The sequence below is a fragment of the Mesorhizobium sp. WSM4833 genome (genome assembly GCF_055811095.1).
Window position 1 is genome coordinate 115,532 of sequence record NZ_JBVVQG010000016.1, and the last position, 14,514, is coordinate 130,045.

At 64.5% G+C, this 14,514-nt stretch carries 12 protein-coding genes; 5 read left to right on the top strand and 7 right to left on the bottom strand.

Features of this window, described 5'->3' with window-relative positions:
* Positions 1-8 precede the first annotated feature (8 nt).
* The 3 genes from AC0L2D_RS26535 to AC0L2D_RS26545 form a co-directional block, all read right to left on the bottom strand.
* Positions 9-296 carry a PTS sugar transporter subunit IIB gene (locus tag AC0L2D_RS26535; RefSeq protein WP_023809203.1) on the bottom strand — a complete coding sequence of 96 codons (288 nt, stop codon included), beginning with the start codon at positions 294-296 and terminating at the stop codon, positions 9-11.
* Positions 297-315: 19 nt separating this feature from the next.
* Positions 316-777, bottom strand: a complete 462-nt coding sequence (locus AC0L2D_RS26540; protein WP_013530220.1) for a PTS sugar transporter subunit IIA — start codon at positions 775-777, stop codon at positions 316-318.
* 118 nt (positions 778-895) lie between these two features.
* Entirely contained in the window at positions 896-2,302 is a 1,407-nt protein-coding gene (locus AC0L2D_RS26545; RefSeq protein ID WP_013530221.1) for a PTS galactitol transporter subunit IIC, read from the bottom strand.
* A 339-nt stretch (positions 2,303-2,641) separates the two neighbouring features.
* On the opposite strand from AC0L2D_RS26545, the gene AC0L2D_RS26550 reads away from it, so the two are divergent.
* On the top strand, positions 2,642-3,958 hold the full coding sequence (locus tag AC0L2D_RS26550) for an NAD(P)H-dependent oxidoreductase (protein ID WP_027162298.1): 1,317 nt from the start codon (positions 2,642-2,644) through the stop codon (positions 3,956-3,958).
* Positions 3,959-3,962: 4 nt separating this feature from the next.
* Here the strand turns inward: AC0L2D_RS26550 and proC are convergent, their stop codons facing one another.
* The 3 genes from proC to AC0L2D_RS26565 are packed head-to-tail and all read right to left on the bottom strand — an operon-like array spanning position 3,963 to position 7,140.
* Positions 3,963-4,778 carry a pyrroline-5-carboxylate reductase gene (gene proC, locus AC0L2D_RS26555; RefSeq protein ID WP_473543160.1) on the bottom strand — a complete coding sequence of 272 codons (816 nt, stop codon included), beginning with the start codon at positions 4,776-4,778 and terminating at the stop codon, positions 3,963-3,965.
* A gap of 60 nt (positions 4,779-4,838) precedes the next feature.
* A complete protein-coding gene (locus AC0L2D_RS26560) occupies positions 4,839-6,173 on the bottom strand; it encodes an O-antigen ligase family protein (RefSeq protein WP_473543162.1) in 1,335 nt (444 codons plus the stop codon).
* Positions 6,142-7,140 (bottom strand): glycosyltransferase family 2 protein, encoded by a 999-nt coding sequence (locus AC0L2D_RS26565; RefSeq protein WP_224618692.1) that lies wholly within the window; start codon positions 7,138-7,140, stop codon positions 6,142-6,144. The genes AC0L2D_RS26560 and AC0L2D_RS26565 overlap by 32 nt, the downstream gene beginning before the upstream one ends.
* Positions 7,141-7,312: 172 nt before the next feature.
* On the opposite strand from AC0L2D_RS26565, the gene AC0L2D_RS26570 reads away from it, so the two are divergent.
* The 3 genes from AC0L2D_RS26570 to AC0L2D_RS26580 are packed head-to-tail and all read left to right on the top strand — an operon-like array spanning position 7,313 to position 10,193.
* The gene (locus AC0L2D_RS26570) at positions 7,313-8,485 is read left to right on the top strand and encodes a glycosyltransferase family 4 protein (protein ID WP_473543164.1); all 1,173 of its coding nucleotides are present in this window, start codon (positions 7,313-7,315) and stop codon (positions 8,483-8,485) included.
* The gene (locus AC0L2D_RS26575; RefSeq protein WP_024504805.1) at positions 8,482-9,276 is read left to right on the top strand and encodes a WecB/TagA/CpsF family glycosyltransferase; all 795 of its coding nucleotides are present in this window, start codon (positions 8,482-8,484) and stop codon (positions 9,274-9,276) included. Before AC0L2D_RS26570 ends, AC0L2D_RS26575 begins: the two co-directional genes overlap by 4 nt.
* Entirely contained in the window at positions 9,273-10,193 is a 921-nt protein-coding gene (locus AC0L2D_RS26580) for a DUF6492 family protein (protein WP_473543166.1), read from the top strand. Before AC0L2D_RS26575 ends, AC0L2D_RS26580 begins: the two co-directional genes overlap by 4 nt.
* Before the next feature lie 79 nt (positions 10,194-10,272).
* Here the strand turns inward: AC0L2D_RS26580 and AC0L2D_RS26585 are convergent, their stop codons facing one another.
* A complete protein-coding gene (locus AC0L2D_RS26585) occupies positions 10,273-11,568 on the bottom strand; it encodes a lipopolysaccharide biosynthesis protein (RefSeq protein WP_473543168.1) in 1,296 nt (431 codons plus the stop codon).
* A 198-nt stretch (positions 11,569-11,766) separates the two neighbouring features.
* Here AC0L2D_RS26585 and AC0L2D_RS26590 point away from each other — a divergent pair, with 198 nt between their 5' ends.
* The gene (locus AC0L2D_RS26590; RefSeq protein ID WP_473543170.1) at positions 11,767-14,310 is read left to right on the top strand and encodes a GumC family protein; all 2,544 of its coding nucleotides are present in this window, start codon (positions 11,767-11,769) and stop codon (positions 14,308-14,310) included.
* The last annotated feature ends 204 nt before the right edge of the window (positions 14,311-14,514 follow it).

Here is a 14,514-nt window from a genome sequence, read left to right on the forward strand (position 1 = left end):
CTGGACCGTCACTTGCGCAATTGCGCCTCGATCTCGTCGAGCACTTTGTCCTTGCCGATGCCGGTGAGGAAGGCAAGGCCCTTGATGACCGGCTTGGTCACCGAAGCGGAGATCGGGGTGGTTGCGACGATGAAGTCGACATTGTCGGCCAGTCCGGGCACTTCGGTGGCCTTTGCCTGCTGGGCATTGAAGGTGAGGCCGCGTTTCTTCATTTCCTCGGTGACGGCGACGTTGACCGCGGTCGAGGTGGCGATGCCCGTGCCGCAGGCGAAGAGAATGGTTTTCTGTCTGGACATCTCTGCTTCTCCTTGGTTATCAGCCGAGTACGGCTCGCACGTCTTCGAGGGTTCTGGCCGACCTCAAATCATCCAAGGCTTGCGGGTTCTGGATGGTGGCCATGACGGCCTGCAGCGCCTCAATCTGCTTGTCCTTGTCGTTGATGGCAAGCAGGAAGACGAAGCCGACCGGCAGCATCTCGTCGGGATCCTCCATGTTGGCGAAGATCACTGGTTGCTTCAATGTGCCCATCGCGATGCCAGGCTTCAGCACATGCTCCGGATCGGTGTGCGGCACCGCGACATTGTCGGAGCGTTCCAGCGGCAGTCCTGTCGGGATGGTCAATTCGCGGCGCACGACCGCGTCGGCATAGGAGCTTTTGACATAGCCAAGTGTCTCCAGCCGGCCCGCCAGGATGCGGATGATCTCCTCATTGGTCGAGGCATCGGATCCGAGCACGATCGCGTCGGGATCCAGAAGCTGCATGAGGCCGTCGGACATTCTTTGCTCCGTCGATGAAATCGTGCGCCCCGAGGAGGGCGCACGATCGGGCTCCGTCGATGAAATCGGGCGCCCCGAGAGGGCGCACGATCGGTTTGAAGGGTGGACCCTATCAGGTTCAGGCCGTCTCTTCGGCCGGCTCGTCCTCGGCGCCCGCGGCCCGCTCCCAGCCGAGCGGATTGCGGCGGTAGAGGACAAACAATGCCGCGATGACCACCGCGATCACGATGATGCCGACAAGTCCAAGCCCCTGGATCGCCTCGATGACCACGTAAGGCACCCACAGGAAGCCGTCGACCACCGAGGTGATCTGCAGCGCATCCGCCGGCAGCTTGAAGCCCGATGCGACGGCAGCACTTGTGAACAGCGGCGCCAGCGCGTTGGCGACGTAGAAGCCGATGGCCAGCGTCACCGTGCCGATCACCACCATGCGGAACACGTTGCCTTTGACCAGCGGCGCGGTCATGGCGACGATGAAGGGAATGACCGCAAGGTCGGCGAACAGGATGACGCGGTTGCCCGGCAGGATGATGGACAGGATGATCGCGATCGGCACCAGGATCAGCGACGACGAGATCGCGGCCGGATGGCCGATCAGGATCGCGGAATCGAGGCCAACAAGAAGCTCGCGATCGCCCGTGCGCTTGCGCACGAATGCCTGGGCTGCGTCGGAAACCGGCAGCAGGCCTTCCATCAGGATCTTGACCATGCGCGGCAGCAGCAGCATGACCGCGGCCAGCGTCATGCCGGTGCCCAGAACCTTGGCCAGCACCACGCTGAGATCACCCGCATTGTAGAAGGCGATCGCACCAAGCACGAGGCCGATGATGAGGCCCATCACGACAGGTTCGCCGAACACGCCGAACCTGCGCTCGATCGTATCGGTGTTGATGTTGATGCGGTTGATCCCGGGAATGCGGTCCATGATCCAGTTGAGCACAATGGCGATCGGCAGGATCTGCGCCGAGGCGAGATGCGGCACGGAAATGCCGGGTACCCCGTAGAACTGCTGTACCGCGCGCGCCGACCAGTCGGCGAACAGCAGCGAGAGTGCTGCGACAAGTGCTGCGACCGCGATGCCATAGGCCAGATTGTCGGTTGCGGCGACCACCAGCGAGCCGACAAAGGCGAAGTGCCAGAAGTTCCAGACGTCGACATTGAGCGTGCGCGTCATGCGTGTCAGCAACAGCACGATGTTGACGAGGATGCCGACCGGAATGACCCAAAGGCCGACCGATGAGCCGAAGGCGATCGCGGCCGCGGAGGGCCAGCCGACATCGATGATGTCGCGATGAATGCCGGTGTTTGTGACGATGGCCTTGGCGACGTCGCCAATCGACGTGAACATGAGGCCAAGCACCAGATTGATGCCGATGAAGGCGACGCCGATGGTGACGGCGGCGCGAAAAGCCTTGCTGACCTTGGCGCCCAGAACCACGGCGATGACGAAAATGACAATTGGCAGCAGGATCGTCGGGCCAAGCGTATCGATGGCCCCTTTTAGGCCCGCGAGAACAGTATCCATTTTTCCTCCCCTGGAGCCGCGAGCCTTCGCTCGACGCCTCGCAATGATGCTCCATCCAGCCTTTGACGCCGTGGCGCAAAGACACTCCCCAATTTGCCCAGAGGCGAATGCTTCCCGACTGTCGCGTCGGTGAACATTTGCCTTTGTTGACAAACGAATGTTTTATTGGGGTTGTCCGCTGCAATGTCAATTGGTTGGGCTTCGGCGAATCGAGCCCCGGCGGACGTGCCTTCCGAGACGATTTCGTGGGAAATTGCCGGTCGCGACCGGGTTTCGTTGGCAAATAGAACCCATTCCCTGCTATCCGACCCCAAATCACGAAGCTGTGGACATTCCTGCATGACCAACGTCGCCCTGACCGGGCTTGCCCGTGATCTCGCCAAGCGTGCCGCCGAGAACCGCCCGGTGCGCATCGGTGTCATCGGTTCGGGCGAAATGGGCACCGATCTGGTCACGCAGGGCATGCTGATGCCGGGCATTTCGGTCTGCGCCGTCTCGACGCGCCGCCCGCACACCGCGCGCGACGCTATCCGCATCGCCTATGGCGACGAAGCCATGGCGGTCGAAGCCGACACCGCCTCGAAAGTCACCGCGGCAATCGAGGCGGGAAAAATCGCCGTCACATCCAACGAGATGCTGGTCACCAATCCGCTGATCGACGTCGTCATCGACGCCACCGGCAAGCCGGGCGTCGCCGCCGATTTCGACCTCATGGCGATGGAGCACGGCAAGCATCTGGTGATGATGAACGTCGAGGCCGACGTCACCATCGGCTGCTATCTCAAGCAGCAGGCCGACCGGCTTGGCGTCGTCTATTCGGTGGGTGCGGGCGACGAGCCGTCGAGCTGCATGGAACTGATCGAGTTTGCGTCGGCGCTCGGGCTGACCATCGTGTCGGCCGGCAAGGGCAAGAACAACCCGCTCAACCACGATGCCGTACCGGACGACTATCGCGCCGAAGCGATCCGCCGCAACATGAACCCGCGCATGCTGGTCGAGTTCGTCGACGGCTCCAAGACCATGGTCGAGATGTGCGCCATCGCCAACGCCACCGGGCTGGTGCCGGACGTGCCCGGCATGCACGGCCCGAAGGCCGACCGCGATGACCTCGCCAAGGTGCTCATCCCGCGCGAGGATGGCGGTCTGCTCACGAAGAAAGGCGTCGTCGACTACACGGTCGGCAAGGGCGTCGCGCCCGGCGTCTTCGTCATCGTCGAGGCGACGCATCCGCGCATCATCGAGCGCATGGACGATCTACATATCGGGCACGGCCCCTATTACAGCCTGTTCCGGCCTTATCATCTGACATCGCTGGAAGTGCCGCTGACCGCAGCCCGCATCGTGCTTTTCGGCAAGCCCGACATGGTGCCGTTGCCGCGGCCCGTGGCCGAAGTCTGCGCCGTTGCCAAGCGCGACCTTGCCCCCGGCGAGACCTTCGATGCGATCGGCGAGACTTGTTACCGCTCCTGGACGATGACCGTCGGCGAAGCCCGCGCCCAGCGCGCCGTGCCGGTTGGCCTGCTCGAGGGCGGCAAGGTGCTGAAACCGGTCACGAAAGGCGAATTGCTGACGGCGGATAATGCGTCGCCCGACCAGACGACGAGGCTGTTCGCCTTGCGCCGGCTGCAGGATGAGATGCTGTACGGGACAAGCTGAGGATTTATCTCCCCAGTTCGACCGACCGCAGCCGCGCAGCCTCCACCGCTTGCGTCAGCAGATTGGTCAGCCGGTCCTCGCCCATCAGAACGGCCAGCGCCGCGGCCGTCGTGCCGTTGGGGCTGGTGACCTGCTGGCGCAGCACGCCCGGTTCCTCGCCGCTTTCGGCGGCGAGCGAGGCGGCGCCATAGACGGTCTGCATGGCGAGCAGCTTGGCGGTCGCCGTCGGCAGACCGGCCTTCTCGGCGGCAACCGTCAGCGCTTCGATGAAATGGAAGATATAGGCCGGTCCCGATCCGGACACGGCGGTCACCGCATCCATCAGGCCCTCATCGTCGATGGTGGCCACTTCGCCGCTCGCCGACAAAAGGTCGGCGACGAAACGCTTGGTGTCATCGGACACGAGCTTGTTGGAGAACACCACCATCATGCCCTTGCCGATCGCCGCGGGCGTGTTGGGCATGCAGCGCACGATCGGCGCGCGGTTGCCGAGGATTTCCTCGAAGGTGGCGGCGGGCGTGCCGGCGGCGATGCTGACGAAGGTGGTGCGGCCGTCGCCGAAGCGCTTGTAGGCGGCCGTGACGTCGCGGATCACCTGCGGCTTCACCGCGATGACGATGAGATCGGGCAGGGCATCGGCCGGTATGCTACCGGCATCGGCTGATGTCGCGCAGCCCAGCGTTGCCGCGCGATTGCGCAGATCGGCATTGGGCTCGACCACGAAAACCGCCGACGGCGCGAGCTTGCCGGATTTCAGCCAGCCCGAGAGCATGGCGTAGCCCATATTGCCGCAGCCGGCGAGAACAAGCCTGATCGTCATCGAAAGCCCTCCAGAGGAAGGCCTTCACATAGACGCTGGCGCTTCCCTGGGGAAGCCCCATCAGGATCGCGAGCCGCGATCGGCATCGCGCACCGCGATTGGCCGCAGCGACACTTGCCTGAGGCCAAGCACGCCGAGCACGAAGAACAGCCAGACCGGGTCGCCGCGATGGAAGAAGAAGCTTTCGAGGAAAGCGTTAAGCGCCGTGAACAGCACCACCATCATGAAGAAGTCGCCGAGAAAGATGTTTTCCCTGCGCAACGGAATGCGCATGTAGTCGCGCAGCGGCGCGATGAGGAAGGTGTAGACCGCCACGCATAGTGCCGGAATGCCCATCAGCACGGCGATGTCGAGATAGCCGTCATGGCCGTGCACGATGGTTCTGATGTCCCACGGCCGGTCGAAGGGCTGGTCCTGGTTGAGCAAGAGCGGCGTGCCCCAGAAGCTTTCATAGCCGTAGCCGGTCCATGGCTTCTTCGCCAGCATGCTGCCGGCGAACTCCCACAGCGTCGTGCGGCCGGTATAGGTCATGCCGGGGAAATAGATCGCCGCCAGATGTTTTACAGGCGGCAGGAAGACGATGCCCAGCGTGCCGACCGCCGTGGCGATGATGGCCAGCGCAAACAGGATCGGCGTGCCGAGCCGCATGCCTATCAGGCTCGGGAACATGACGATCAGGATCGAGAACGGCACCAGGCCGGCTGTCGTCTTGGAGCCGGTGTGCAGCATGAAGATCATCGCCGCGAAGAAGATCCCGGCGCCCCAGTAGCGCTGCCCGCGCCGGTAGAGATAGAGGCCTGCGAAGCTGAGGCAGGCCATGACCGGCCCGGCAATGTTCTTGTGGGTGAACACGCCGCGCCACAGTCCGGCATGTTCGGGCTCCTGCGAGTCGGCTGTGTGCATCGCCTCGTGCGGAAAGACGATGAGGCCGAGATAGGAAAGGCCCATGACCACGACGGCGGTGAAGATGATCACCTTCGAGAAGGCTTCGGCGTCGCGCGGCAGCACCAGGATCGTCGCCATCGTCAGGATGCCGATCAGGGTGAAGGAGGCGGCGCGCATCGCCGAAGGCGGATCGGTCGACAGGATCACCGAGAGGAAAAAGAAGCCCAGCATCAACACCCAGGATGGGCTCAGCAGCGAGCGCACCACGCGCGGATCGGCAAAGGCCATCAGCGAGAAGATCGACATGGCGCCGAGCGAACCGAAGCCAAGCTGGTTGACGATGTCGCCGCCTTGACCGGTGAGTTCGGCGCCGCCCGGCTGGAACGGCCGGAACGACACCATGATGACGGTGAACAGCAGCGCGGCAATGGCGGTGGCCACGCCTTCGCGCGTGAACGCGTCGCCGAGCGGCGCGCGCTCAGTTTTTCTCAGGCTGGCGGTATTGCTCATTGGCATATCCGAATTCGGCCAGCACGCGGCCCAGCGCCACATGGACGGGGTAGATGGCGATCGCCGGCGATCGGGTCCGCGCCAGCCGGATCAGGCCGCGAAACGGCGAGGCGGCAAGCAGTGCCAGGCTCTTCAGCAACACTTTGGCGCCGGCCATTGGCGTGCCGGCGCGCTTCTTCTTTTCGACCAGTGTCGAGATGACGCCGTTGCGCAGGCTGCGGGCGCGGATCCAGTCGGCTTCGATACGCCGCGCCGGAACGGTTTCCAGCACCTTGGCCTCGGCGCACCAGCCCAGCACAAAGCCCTTTTGCACCGACCGGCTGAGAAAGTCGGAATCGCCGCCGCCCATGAAATTGAATCTGAGATCGAGAAAGGGCGGACCCATGGCGATCAGCACGTTGCGCCCGACCAGAAGATTGCCCGACGAATAGAGCGCCGGCACGCGTCCGGTTTCCCGGTAAGGCGGCGCGAACACCGGATGCTCTGCCCATCGCGCATGGGCGGGGTCGGCAAACACGGGCACCTGCGGGCCGCCGACAATGTCGGCGCCGAGCGTTTCGGCAGCCAGGCACATCCGTTCCAGCCACTGCGGATCGGCGATCTCGTCGTCGTCGATGACCAGCAGATGCCTGAAGTTCGGGAATTGCAGGATGGCCGTCTGCCAGCCGGCATTGTAGGCGCTGCAATTGCCGCGCTCGTGCGCGATGATCACCAGGCCCGGCATTTCGCCCCGCTCGAACAGCGGCAGCGCCGCCTTGGCGCCGGCCCGCGCCTCGGCTTCGTTCTCCATGACGATCACGGCAAAGCGTCTGCCGGTTTGCTGCGCGCGCAGCGACGCCAGCGTTTCCAGCACTTGCTCGGGACGCTTGAAGGTCGGTAAGGTGACGACGGCTTCGACGGCCTCGACGTCAAGCCGCGGCGTGCGTCCCGCGACCGATACCGAACCGTCCGATGGCAAAGGGATCATCCGTGTCCAGCCACATGGTGAGTTGGGCTCTGGTAGCACCACGGTTGATAAGGTTTCGTTAATCACCTTGCACGGAGAAGCCCGCCAGGCAGCGGCTTTCGGTCGTCGAATGTGCAGGCTTAATCAAGGGTTCACCGCACTTTGCTACCGGCTACACCACTGGATAGGTAAGATGCATCTGCTGTTTGCCACATCGATCGTGCCCGACGGCGCTCTCGCCTCGGGCTACGAGATCGCCAACGCTGCGATCATCGCTGCCTTGCGGCGCGCTGGCGCGCGCGTCACCGTCATCGGCTTTACCTGGCCGGGGAAGCCCGCGGCCGACCCCGAAAACACCGTGGTGCTGGGTGCGATCGACGTGCGCACGGACAATGCCTCCGCGCGGCAAAAGCTGGCCTGGGTCGGCAAGGCGCTGCTTTCGGGCCTCACCTTCGCGTCGGTCAAGCTGCGCGCCATGTCCGACAGAGATGTTCTCGCTGCCATTGAGCGTGCCGGACCGTTTGACGGCTATGTCTTGAATTCCGTGCAGTTCGCCGGGGCCTTCGAAAAGCTGTTCGCTGAGCGGCCTTCGATCTTCGTTGCCCACAATGTCGAGCATCTTTCGGCGCGGGAGAATGCCGCTGCCGCCGACGGTCTCTTCCAGCGCCTGCTGTTTCGCCGCGAGGCGAGGCTGCTCAAGACCGTCGAAGAGCGTCTCTGCCGCCGGGCGCGCTTCGTCTTCACCCTGGCCGAGGAAGACCGCGCCGCACTCGGTGTCGCCTCCGACAACCGCTCGGCGGTGCTGCCGCTGGTGACCGGTGCCCAGGCGCCAACCCTGAAAAGCCCGCGCCGCACCGATTGCGACGCCGCCCTGATCGGCACCTGGACCTGGCAGCCGAACCGCATCGGCCTCGATTGGTTCCTGGGCAAGGTCGTGCCGCATCTGCGGCCCGATTTCCGCATCCGCATTGCGGGCCACATGCCTTCGGGCGTCGCGTCGAAGCACCCGGGTGTCGAATTTGTCGGCCGCGTGCCCGACGCGCAAGCTTTCGTGCGCGGTGGTGCCGTCATCCCGCTGATCAGCACCGCCGGCAGCGGCGTCCAGTTGAAGACCATCGAAACCTTCGAGCTCGGCCTGCCTTCGGTCGCCACCAGCCGTTCGCTGCGCGGCATCGACCACCGTCCTTCCAATTGCGTCGTCACCGACGATCCCGTTGCCTTCGCCAGGGCGCTCGAGGCTGCGGCGGCCGACATCCGCGACGTTGACGGCAGCGCGTTCCGGGGCTCGCAGGTCAAGGCGCTCGACGCTGCCATCCGGCTCGGCCTCGAAAAGCTCGCCCCTCTCAGGCAGGAGGCGTTTGCATGAACATGCATTCCGCCCGCGCCGCGTTCGGGCTCGACACGCTGAAGACGATTCTTGGCATCCCGGTGGTTGCGGTCCGCTGGAACGATGCCATCGCCCTGCTGAACCGGCTGATTGCCGAGCGGCGCTTCACCAAGGTCAGTTTCCTCAACGCCCACAATGCCAACATCGCCTATACCGACCCGGTGTTCGCCGAAGCACTCGATGATTTCCTCATCCTGCCCGACGGCATCGGCATCGATCTGGCGGCGAGGCTCCTCTACGGGGCGCCGTTTCCCGACAATCTCAATGGTACCGATTTCGTCCCGGCCTTCCTGCAGGCCTCGACGACGCCGCTGACCGTCGGGCTGCTCGGCGCGACGCGCGTCAACGCAGAAGCGGCGTCGGTCAAGCTGGCGGCACTGGCCGTGCAGCACCGGTTCGTGGTGATCCATGACGGCTATTTCCCCCCTTCGCAGGAGCAGGAAATCGTCGACCGGATTGCCGCGCTTCGGCCCGACGTGCTGCTCGTGGCCATGGGCGTGCCGCGCCAGGAATTGTGGATCGAACGCCATATCGACGCGCGCCATTGCACGCTGCCGATCGCCGTCGGCGCGTTGCTTGATTTCCTGAGCGGCGCGGTGCCCCGCGCGCCCTTGTGGATGCGCCGGCTGCGGCTCGAATGGCTGTTCCGGTTGGCTGTCGAGCCGGGCCGCCTATGGCGCCGCTATGTGGTCGGCAACCCGCTGTTCCTGCTGCGCGTCGTCAGGCAGAAATTCTCGCTTGCGCCCGAAGCCGCGGGAGATATCAAATGAACAGCAGGTTCGTGCCAGGTGCCGCTGTCGAGCCAAGCCCGCTTCGGCAGCCGACGGCGGCCATCGTGACGGCAAGCTATGCGCCCGATTTCGAGCGCTGTCGCCTGCTGTGCGAGACACTTGATCGCCACGTTTCCGGCGCGGCGCACCATTACATCCTGGTCGAGCATCGCGATGTCGGCCTGTTTCGCCAATTGGAGACCGGCCGCCGCACGGTCGTCAACGAGCGTGAATTGCTGCCGCGCTGGCTGCACGCCTTCGACGACCCGTTCAGCCTGTTTCGCCGGCGCGTCTGGCTCAGCCTGAAGACCCAGCCGCTGCGCGGCTGGCATGTGCAGCAGTTGCGCCGCATCGCCATCTCGGCGCATGCATCTCAAGACGTGCTCATCTTCTGCGATTCCGATGTTGCCTTCCTGAAACCTTTTGACTGCGGCGCCTTCTGGCGCGATGGCAAGGTGCGCCTGTTCCGCCGCGACGCTGTGCTGGCGGACGAAGGTCATGAGGAGCATCGCATCTGGTCGCGCAACGCCGGCTCAGCACTCGGCATCGACCCGTCCCGGACGTCGAACCATGACTACATCTCGACGCTGATCGCCTGGCGGCGCGACACCGTGCTGGCGATGTGCGGTGCGATCGAAAGGGTCCATGGTCGCAACTGGGTCGAGGTCGTCGGCTCGGCGCGCAAATTCTCCGAATGCATGATCTACGGCCGCTATGTCGACGATCTGCTGGACGGAGCCGGCCACTTCCACGGTTCCGAAGAGTTCTGCCGCGTGCACTGGACCGGCGAAGCGCTTTCGGATGACGAGTTCCGCCGCTTCGTTGCCGCCATGGCGCCGGAGCAGGTGGCGATCGGCATGCAATCCTTCATCGGCACCGATATCGGCCGCATCCGCCGTCTGATTGGGCTGGATTAGATCATCCCGAAAAGCGGAAACCGGTTTTCTCGGACAACGATTTCCGTTTGTCCAGAAGTCATGTACAAATGAGAAAGTCCTAGACGGGTTTGGCCGGCTTGCGCATCGCCGAATAGGTGAGCAGCGTCGAGGCGAGATACAAAAGCAGGAAGACGACATTGAGCGACAGCACCAGCTTCGGCGTGTCGAGGATGGTCGTCAGCACATAGGTCAGCAACAGCGCCTTCAATCCGGCGAGCAGGCCGAGATTGAGCGCCCGCACCAGCGTCTGGCCGCGTGCGAACAAAAGCTCGGCCTGGTATTCGACCAGATTGCGCAATCCCGGCACGCAGATTGCCAGCACCACCAGCGGGGCAGCCTCGGCGACATTCTTGCCGAGCGCATTGGGGAAGAAATGCAGCACGATGCCGAGCGTCAAGAGCGCCAGCGTCGACACCGCGAAAACGCCGCCTTCGATGCCGCTCTTGACCGCCAGCCGTGACAGCAGTTCCGGCGCGCGCATCATGCGCTGCACCAGCATCATCGAGAAGGTGCGGATCGGAATCGCCGTCAGGTCGACCAGCCGCATGATGATGGCGTAGATGCCGGCCAGATGCGGGCCGCCGATTGCCAGCACGAGCAGCTTGTCGAACTCCATCTGCAGGTAGAACAGCACTTCGGCGCCGGCCACATAGATGGAATCGGCCAATCGCCTGAGATAAAGCTCGACGCGCAGCCGCAGCCTCTGGCGCGGGTAGAAGAAGCCGAAGGCGATCAGCAGCGAGGCGGCATTGGCGCCGATATAGAACCAGGACCATATCCAGACGCTGTGTTGCGCTGAGAACATGAACAGCACCGCGCCGAGCGCCCGCAGCGCGGTCGCCAGGATGGCCAGCAGCGCGGCACGGCCGAACTTGCCCAGGCCGTTGTTGACGATCAGCGCCACCTCCACCGGCCGCCACAACAGCGCTTCGGAAAAGACGATTGCGGCAAACACCGACAGCGGCACGGTGTCGGCGAAGAAAAGCAGATAGACGCCGAACGAGGCCACGGCCAGCAGCGGCAGCGACAGCACGCCGAGCAGCAGGAAGCCGGCGGAAAAGGTGCCGATCAGATTGGGGCGGATGGTGGCGGTGCGGTAAAGCGCCGAGATGAACCCGAAAGCGAGGATGCGCGACAGCATGACGCCGGCCGCCGACGCGGTGGCGAACATGCCGAATTCGGATATCGACAGCGTGTTGGCCAGCGCGATGAAATAGGCCAGCGAAAACACCAGTCGCCCACCGGCACCGCTGATCGCCGAGAAATAGTCGCGAAGCAGCCCCCGTCGTTCGGCCAAAAAAGTGCCGATCCGGGCGAGGGGCCGCCTTTGCGGTATGTCACTGGCCTGCGTCATGTCTCAAGGAGAGCCTAGGCCGGAAAACTTAACGTGCCGTTCTGGCGGCTGGGCTTGTGTCGAAAATAGATGCAACCGAAACGAGAAACCGACGCTTCGGCTCGGGAAAATTAACCTTTTGTTTTCCATGCCTGTTTAGCGTGGCTTAACGAATGGCCAATCTCCGTTCGCAGGTCGCCAAGGGTAAAGTTCCAGACGATGGTCGACAGGGAAAACCGCGAAGACTGGAAGCGCGAGCGCTCATTGCTGGCGCTGGGCCAGGCTGTGCGTGGCGACGAACCCGACGCGTCGCTGGTCTCGATCGGCGACCGGGCAGACCCGTCATGGCGCGAGGACGCCGCCACGCGTCATCGCCTCGCCCGCTCGCAGCGCGAGGCGCGCAACCCGAAACTGTCGGGGGATCCGGTCGCGGCCGACGGGGATCATGAGCAAGCTTACCGCGCGCAAACCACGCCACGGACACAGCCCGGTGCCGCCGAAACCGCTGGCGCACGTCGCGCCGATCATACATCGGAACCTTACGCTGCAGGCGACGCGTCGTTATCCCGAAACGACGGCACGGACAGCCAGCATTGGAAGCCGCTGATCGATCCGATGCAGGTGGTGCGCGGTGTCGGCAAGTCGAAGCTGCTGATCGTGACGACGACACTGCTGGGTGCCGCGCTCGGCATCACCATCGCGCTGTCGACGCCGAAGAAATATGAGGCCACCACTGAACTGATCGTCGACCCGCGCGACCTGAAGCTCACCGACCGCGATCTCACCCAGTCGGTCGTCGCTTCCGACGCCACGCTGGCCATCGTCGAGAACCAGGTCCGGGTGCTGACATCAGGCACTGTTCTCAACAAGGTCGTCGACAAGCTCAATCTGGTCAACGACCCGGAATTCAATGGGCAAGGCGGCGGCGGCCTCAGTGTCATGTCGCTCATTCGCTCCATCCTGTCCCGCAATGATGGGCCGGGGGGTGTCGACGACAGCCGTCGCCGCGCGCTTGCTGTCGGCAATCTGGCTGAGAGCCTTTCGGTCGAGCGCGGCGGCAAGACCTTCGTCATCACCGTCAGCGCCACCACGCAGAATGGCGAAAAATCGGCCCTCATCGCCAACACGATGACGGATGTCTTCCTGCAGACTTTCGGCCAGATACAGTCGGACACCGCAGGCCGCGCCACCGACGAACTGACGGCCAGGCTTGACGAGTTGCGCAAGGGCGTCGAGGCAGCCGAGCGCAAGGTCGAGGATTTCAGGGCCACGCACGATCTCGTCGACGCGCAGGGCCATCTCATCAGCGACGACGAGATGCTGAAACTCAACGAGCAGCTGTCGGTCGCGCGCGCCCGGACCCTGGAACTCAACGCCCGGGCGGCCTCGGCGCGTTCGGTCGACGTCAATTCGGTTCTCACCGGCACCTTGCCGGAGGAGATCAACTCCAACACGATGAGCGATCTGCGTTCGCAATATGCGTCGCTCAAGCAGGAAGCTGACCGCGCCGCCATCCGGCTCGGCCCGCGTCACCCCGAACTCCAGGCGATCAATGCCCAGATTGCCGGCGCACGCGACCGCATCGCCTCTGAGCTGCGCCGCATCGGCTCGTCGCTGCAGGTCGACCTCAAGCGCGCCGTCCAGCTCGAACAGGATCTCGCCTCTCGCCTGGCGCAGCTGAAGGTCCGCAGCGGCGACGTCAACAGCGACCTCGTGTCGATGCGCGAACTGGAGCGCGAGGCGACCGCCAAGCGTTCCGTCTACGAACAGTACCTGCTGCGCGCCAAGGAGACCGGCGAGCAGAAGGACATCAACACCGCCAACATCAATGTGATCTCGAAGGCCTTCGCGCCGCTTGAGCCGAACGGGCCGTCGCGGGTCGTGGTCGCGCTCGCCGGCCTGTTGCTGGGTTTCGCCTCCGGCATTGGCCTCGGAGCCATGCGTGGCGCCTATGAGAGCCTGCGTGACACCGCCAATTCGCGCTCGCGTCGCGACCATGGCGCGGACGAACGCCGGACGCCTTACGAAGACAAGGCATATCGGGCAGCGCCGCCGCCGGCGCCGCCATTACCACCAGCGCCGCAGCCATCGACACCCCCGCCTGCATCACCACCGCCGGCCGCGCCACCGCCTGTCCAGCAAGCCGAGGTCTCGCCGGCCGAAGGTCCCGGCCGGATCGGTGCCTTGCTGTCGAGGCTGCACAAGTCCGTCTCGCGCAGGCCATCCCGGGAGCAGCCGTTCGATACCGTCGAATGGGCCTCTGCCGAAAACGGGGAGCCAACGCAGGATCCGCAATACCGCGCCTATCCCCGGCCGGCGCCGGCCTTCGAGCCCCGGCAGGCGGTCGCGACAGCATACCCGGCACCACCTTTCCAGCCCGGCGGCCATCCGCAGCAGACGGCGCAGCCGCCACTGCCGCCTCCCATGATGACGCAGCGGCCATATTCCGGGCCGCAGCTCTATCCCTACGCGCAGCCATTGGGCTACGCGCAGCAGCCGGGCTATCCCTATCCGCAATCGATGCCGGCCGCCAATGCCGGGCAGCAGTCCGATCCGGCTCAGCCCGCTTCCGAGTCTTATCCACAGCCGCCCGTCGCGCAGCAGCAGGCGCCTCAGCCTCATCAGCGATCGGCGGAGCCGTCGCGGGCCGTGGAGGATGCCGAGCAGCAAGCGCCAATCGAGGAAATCCGCGCCAGCCTGCGCGAATTCCGCGAAGCGGTTCGCGAACTGACCGAGAGCCGCACGCGCCGCCGCTACTTCTGAGCCACAAAAATCTGCGCGGTGCCGTACAAAAACATGCCGGTTTCGCGTAAACGGCATGGGACGGCGCTTTGGCGGGATTGCATGTTGGATTTTTCGTGAAGATGCCACGCTGTGAAAGATCGAAAAGCGGGGGGGGGGCGGGGGGCGCGGGCCGGGGGGGGGGGGTGGGGGGGGGGGGGGGGGGGGGGGGTGGTTTGTTTGGGG

Excerpts from the sequence above, each read along its gene's own strand:
- proC (WP_473543160.1), bottom strand. The coding sequence starts at position 4,778 with ATGACGATCAGGCTTGTTCTCGCCGGCTGCGGCAATATGGGCTACGCC.
- AC0L2D_RS26545 (WP_013530221.1), bottom strand. The coding sequence starts at position 2,302 with ATGGATACTGTTCTCGCGGGCCTAAAAGGGGCCATCGATACGCTTGGC.
- AC0L2D_RS26570 (WP_473543164.1), top strand. The coding sequence starts at position 7,313 with ATGCATCTGCTGTTTGCCACATCGATCGTGCCCGACGGCGCTCTCGCC.
- AC0L2D_RS26585 (WP_473543168.1), bottom strand. The coding sequence starts at position 11,568 with ATGACGCAGGCCAGTGACATACCGCAAAGGCGGCCCCTCGCCCGGATC.
- AC0L2D_RS26580 (WP_473543166.1), top strand. The coding sequence starts at position 9,273 with ATGAACAGCAGGTTCGTGCCAGGTGCCGCTGTCGAGCCAAGCCCGCTT.
- AC0L2D_RS26540 (WP_013530220.1), bottom strand. The coding sequence starts at position 777 with ATGTCCGACGGCCTCATGCAGCTTCTGGATCCCGACGCGATCGTGCTC.
- AC0L2D_RS26590 (WP_473543170.1), top strand. The coding sequence starts at position 11,767 with ATGGTCGACAGGGAAAACCGCGAAGACTGGAAGCGCGAGCGCTCATTG.
- AC0L2D_RS26560 (WP_473543162.1), bottom strand. The coding sequence starts at position 6,173 with ATGAGCAATACCGCCAGCCTGAGAAAAACTGAGCGCGCGCCGCTCGGC.
- AC0L2D_RS26575 (WP_024504805.1), top strand. The coding sequence starts at position 8,482 with ATGAACATGCATTCCGCCCGCGCCGCGTTCGGGCTCGACACGCTGAAG.
- AC0L2D_RS26565 (WP_224618692.1), bottom strand. The coding sequence starts at position 7,140 with ATGATCCCTTTGCCATCGGACGGTTCGGTATCGGTCGCGGGACGCACG.
- AC0L2D_RS26535 (WP_023809203.1), bottom strand. The coding sequence starts at position 296 with ATGTCCAGACAGAAAACCATTCTCTTCGCCTGCGGCACGGGCATCGCC.
- AC0L2D_RS26550 (WP_027162298.1), top strand. The coding sequence starts at position 2,642 with ATGACCAACGTCGCCCTGACCGGGCTTGCCCGTGATCTCGCCAAGCGT.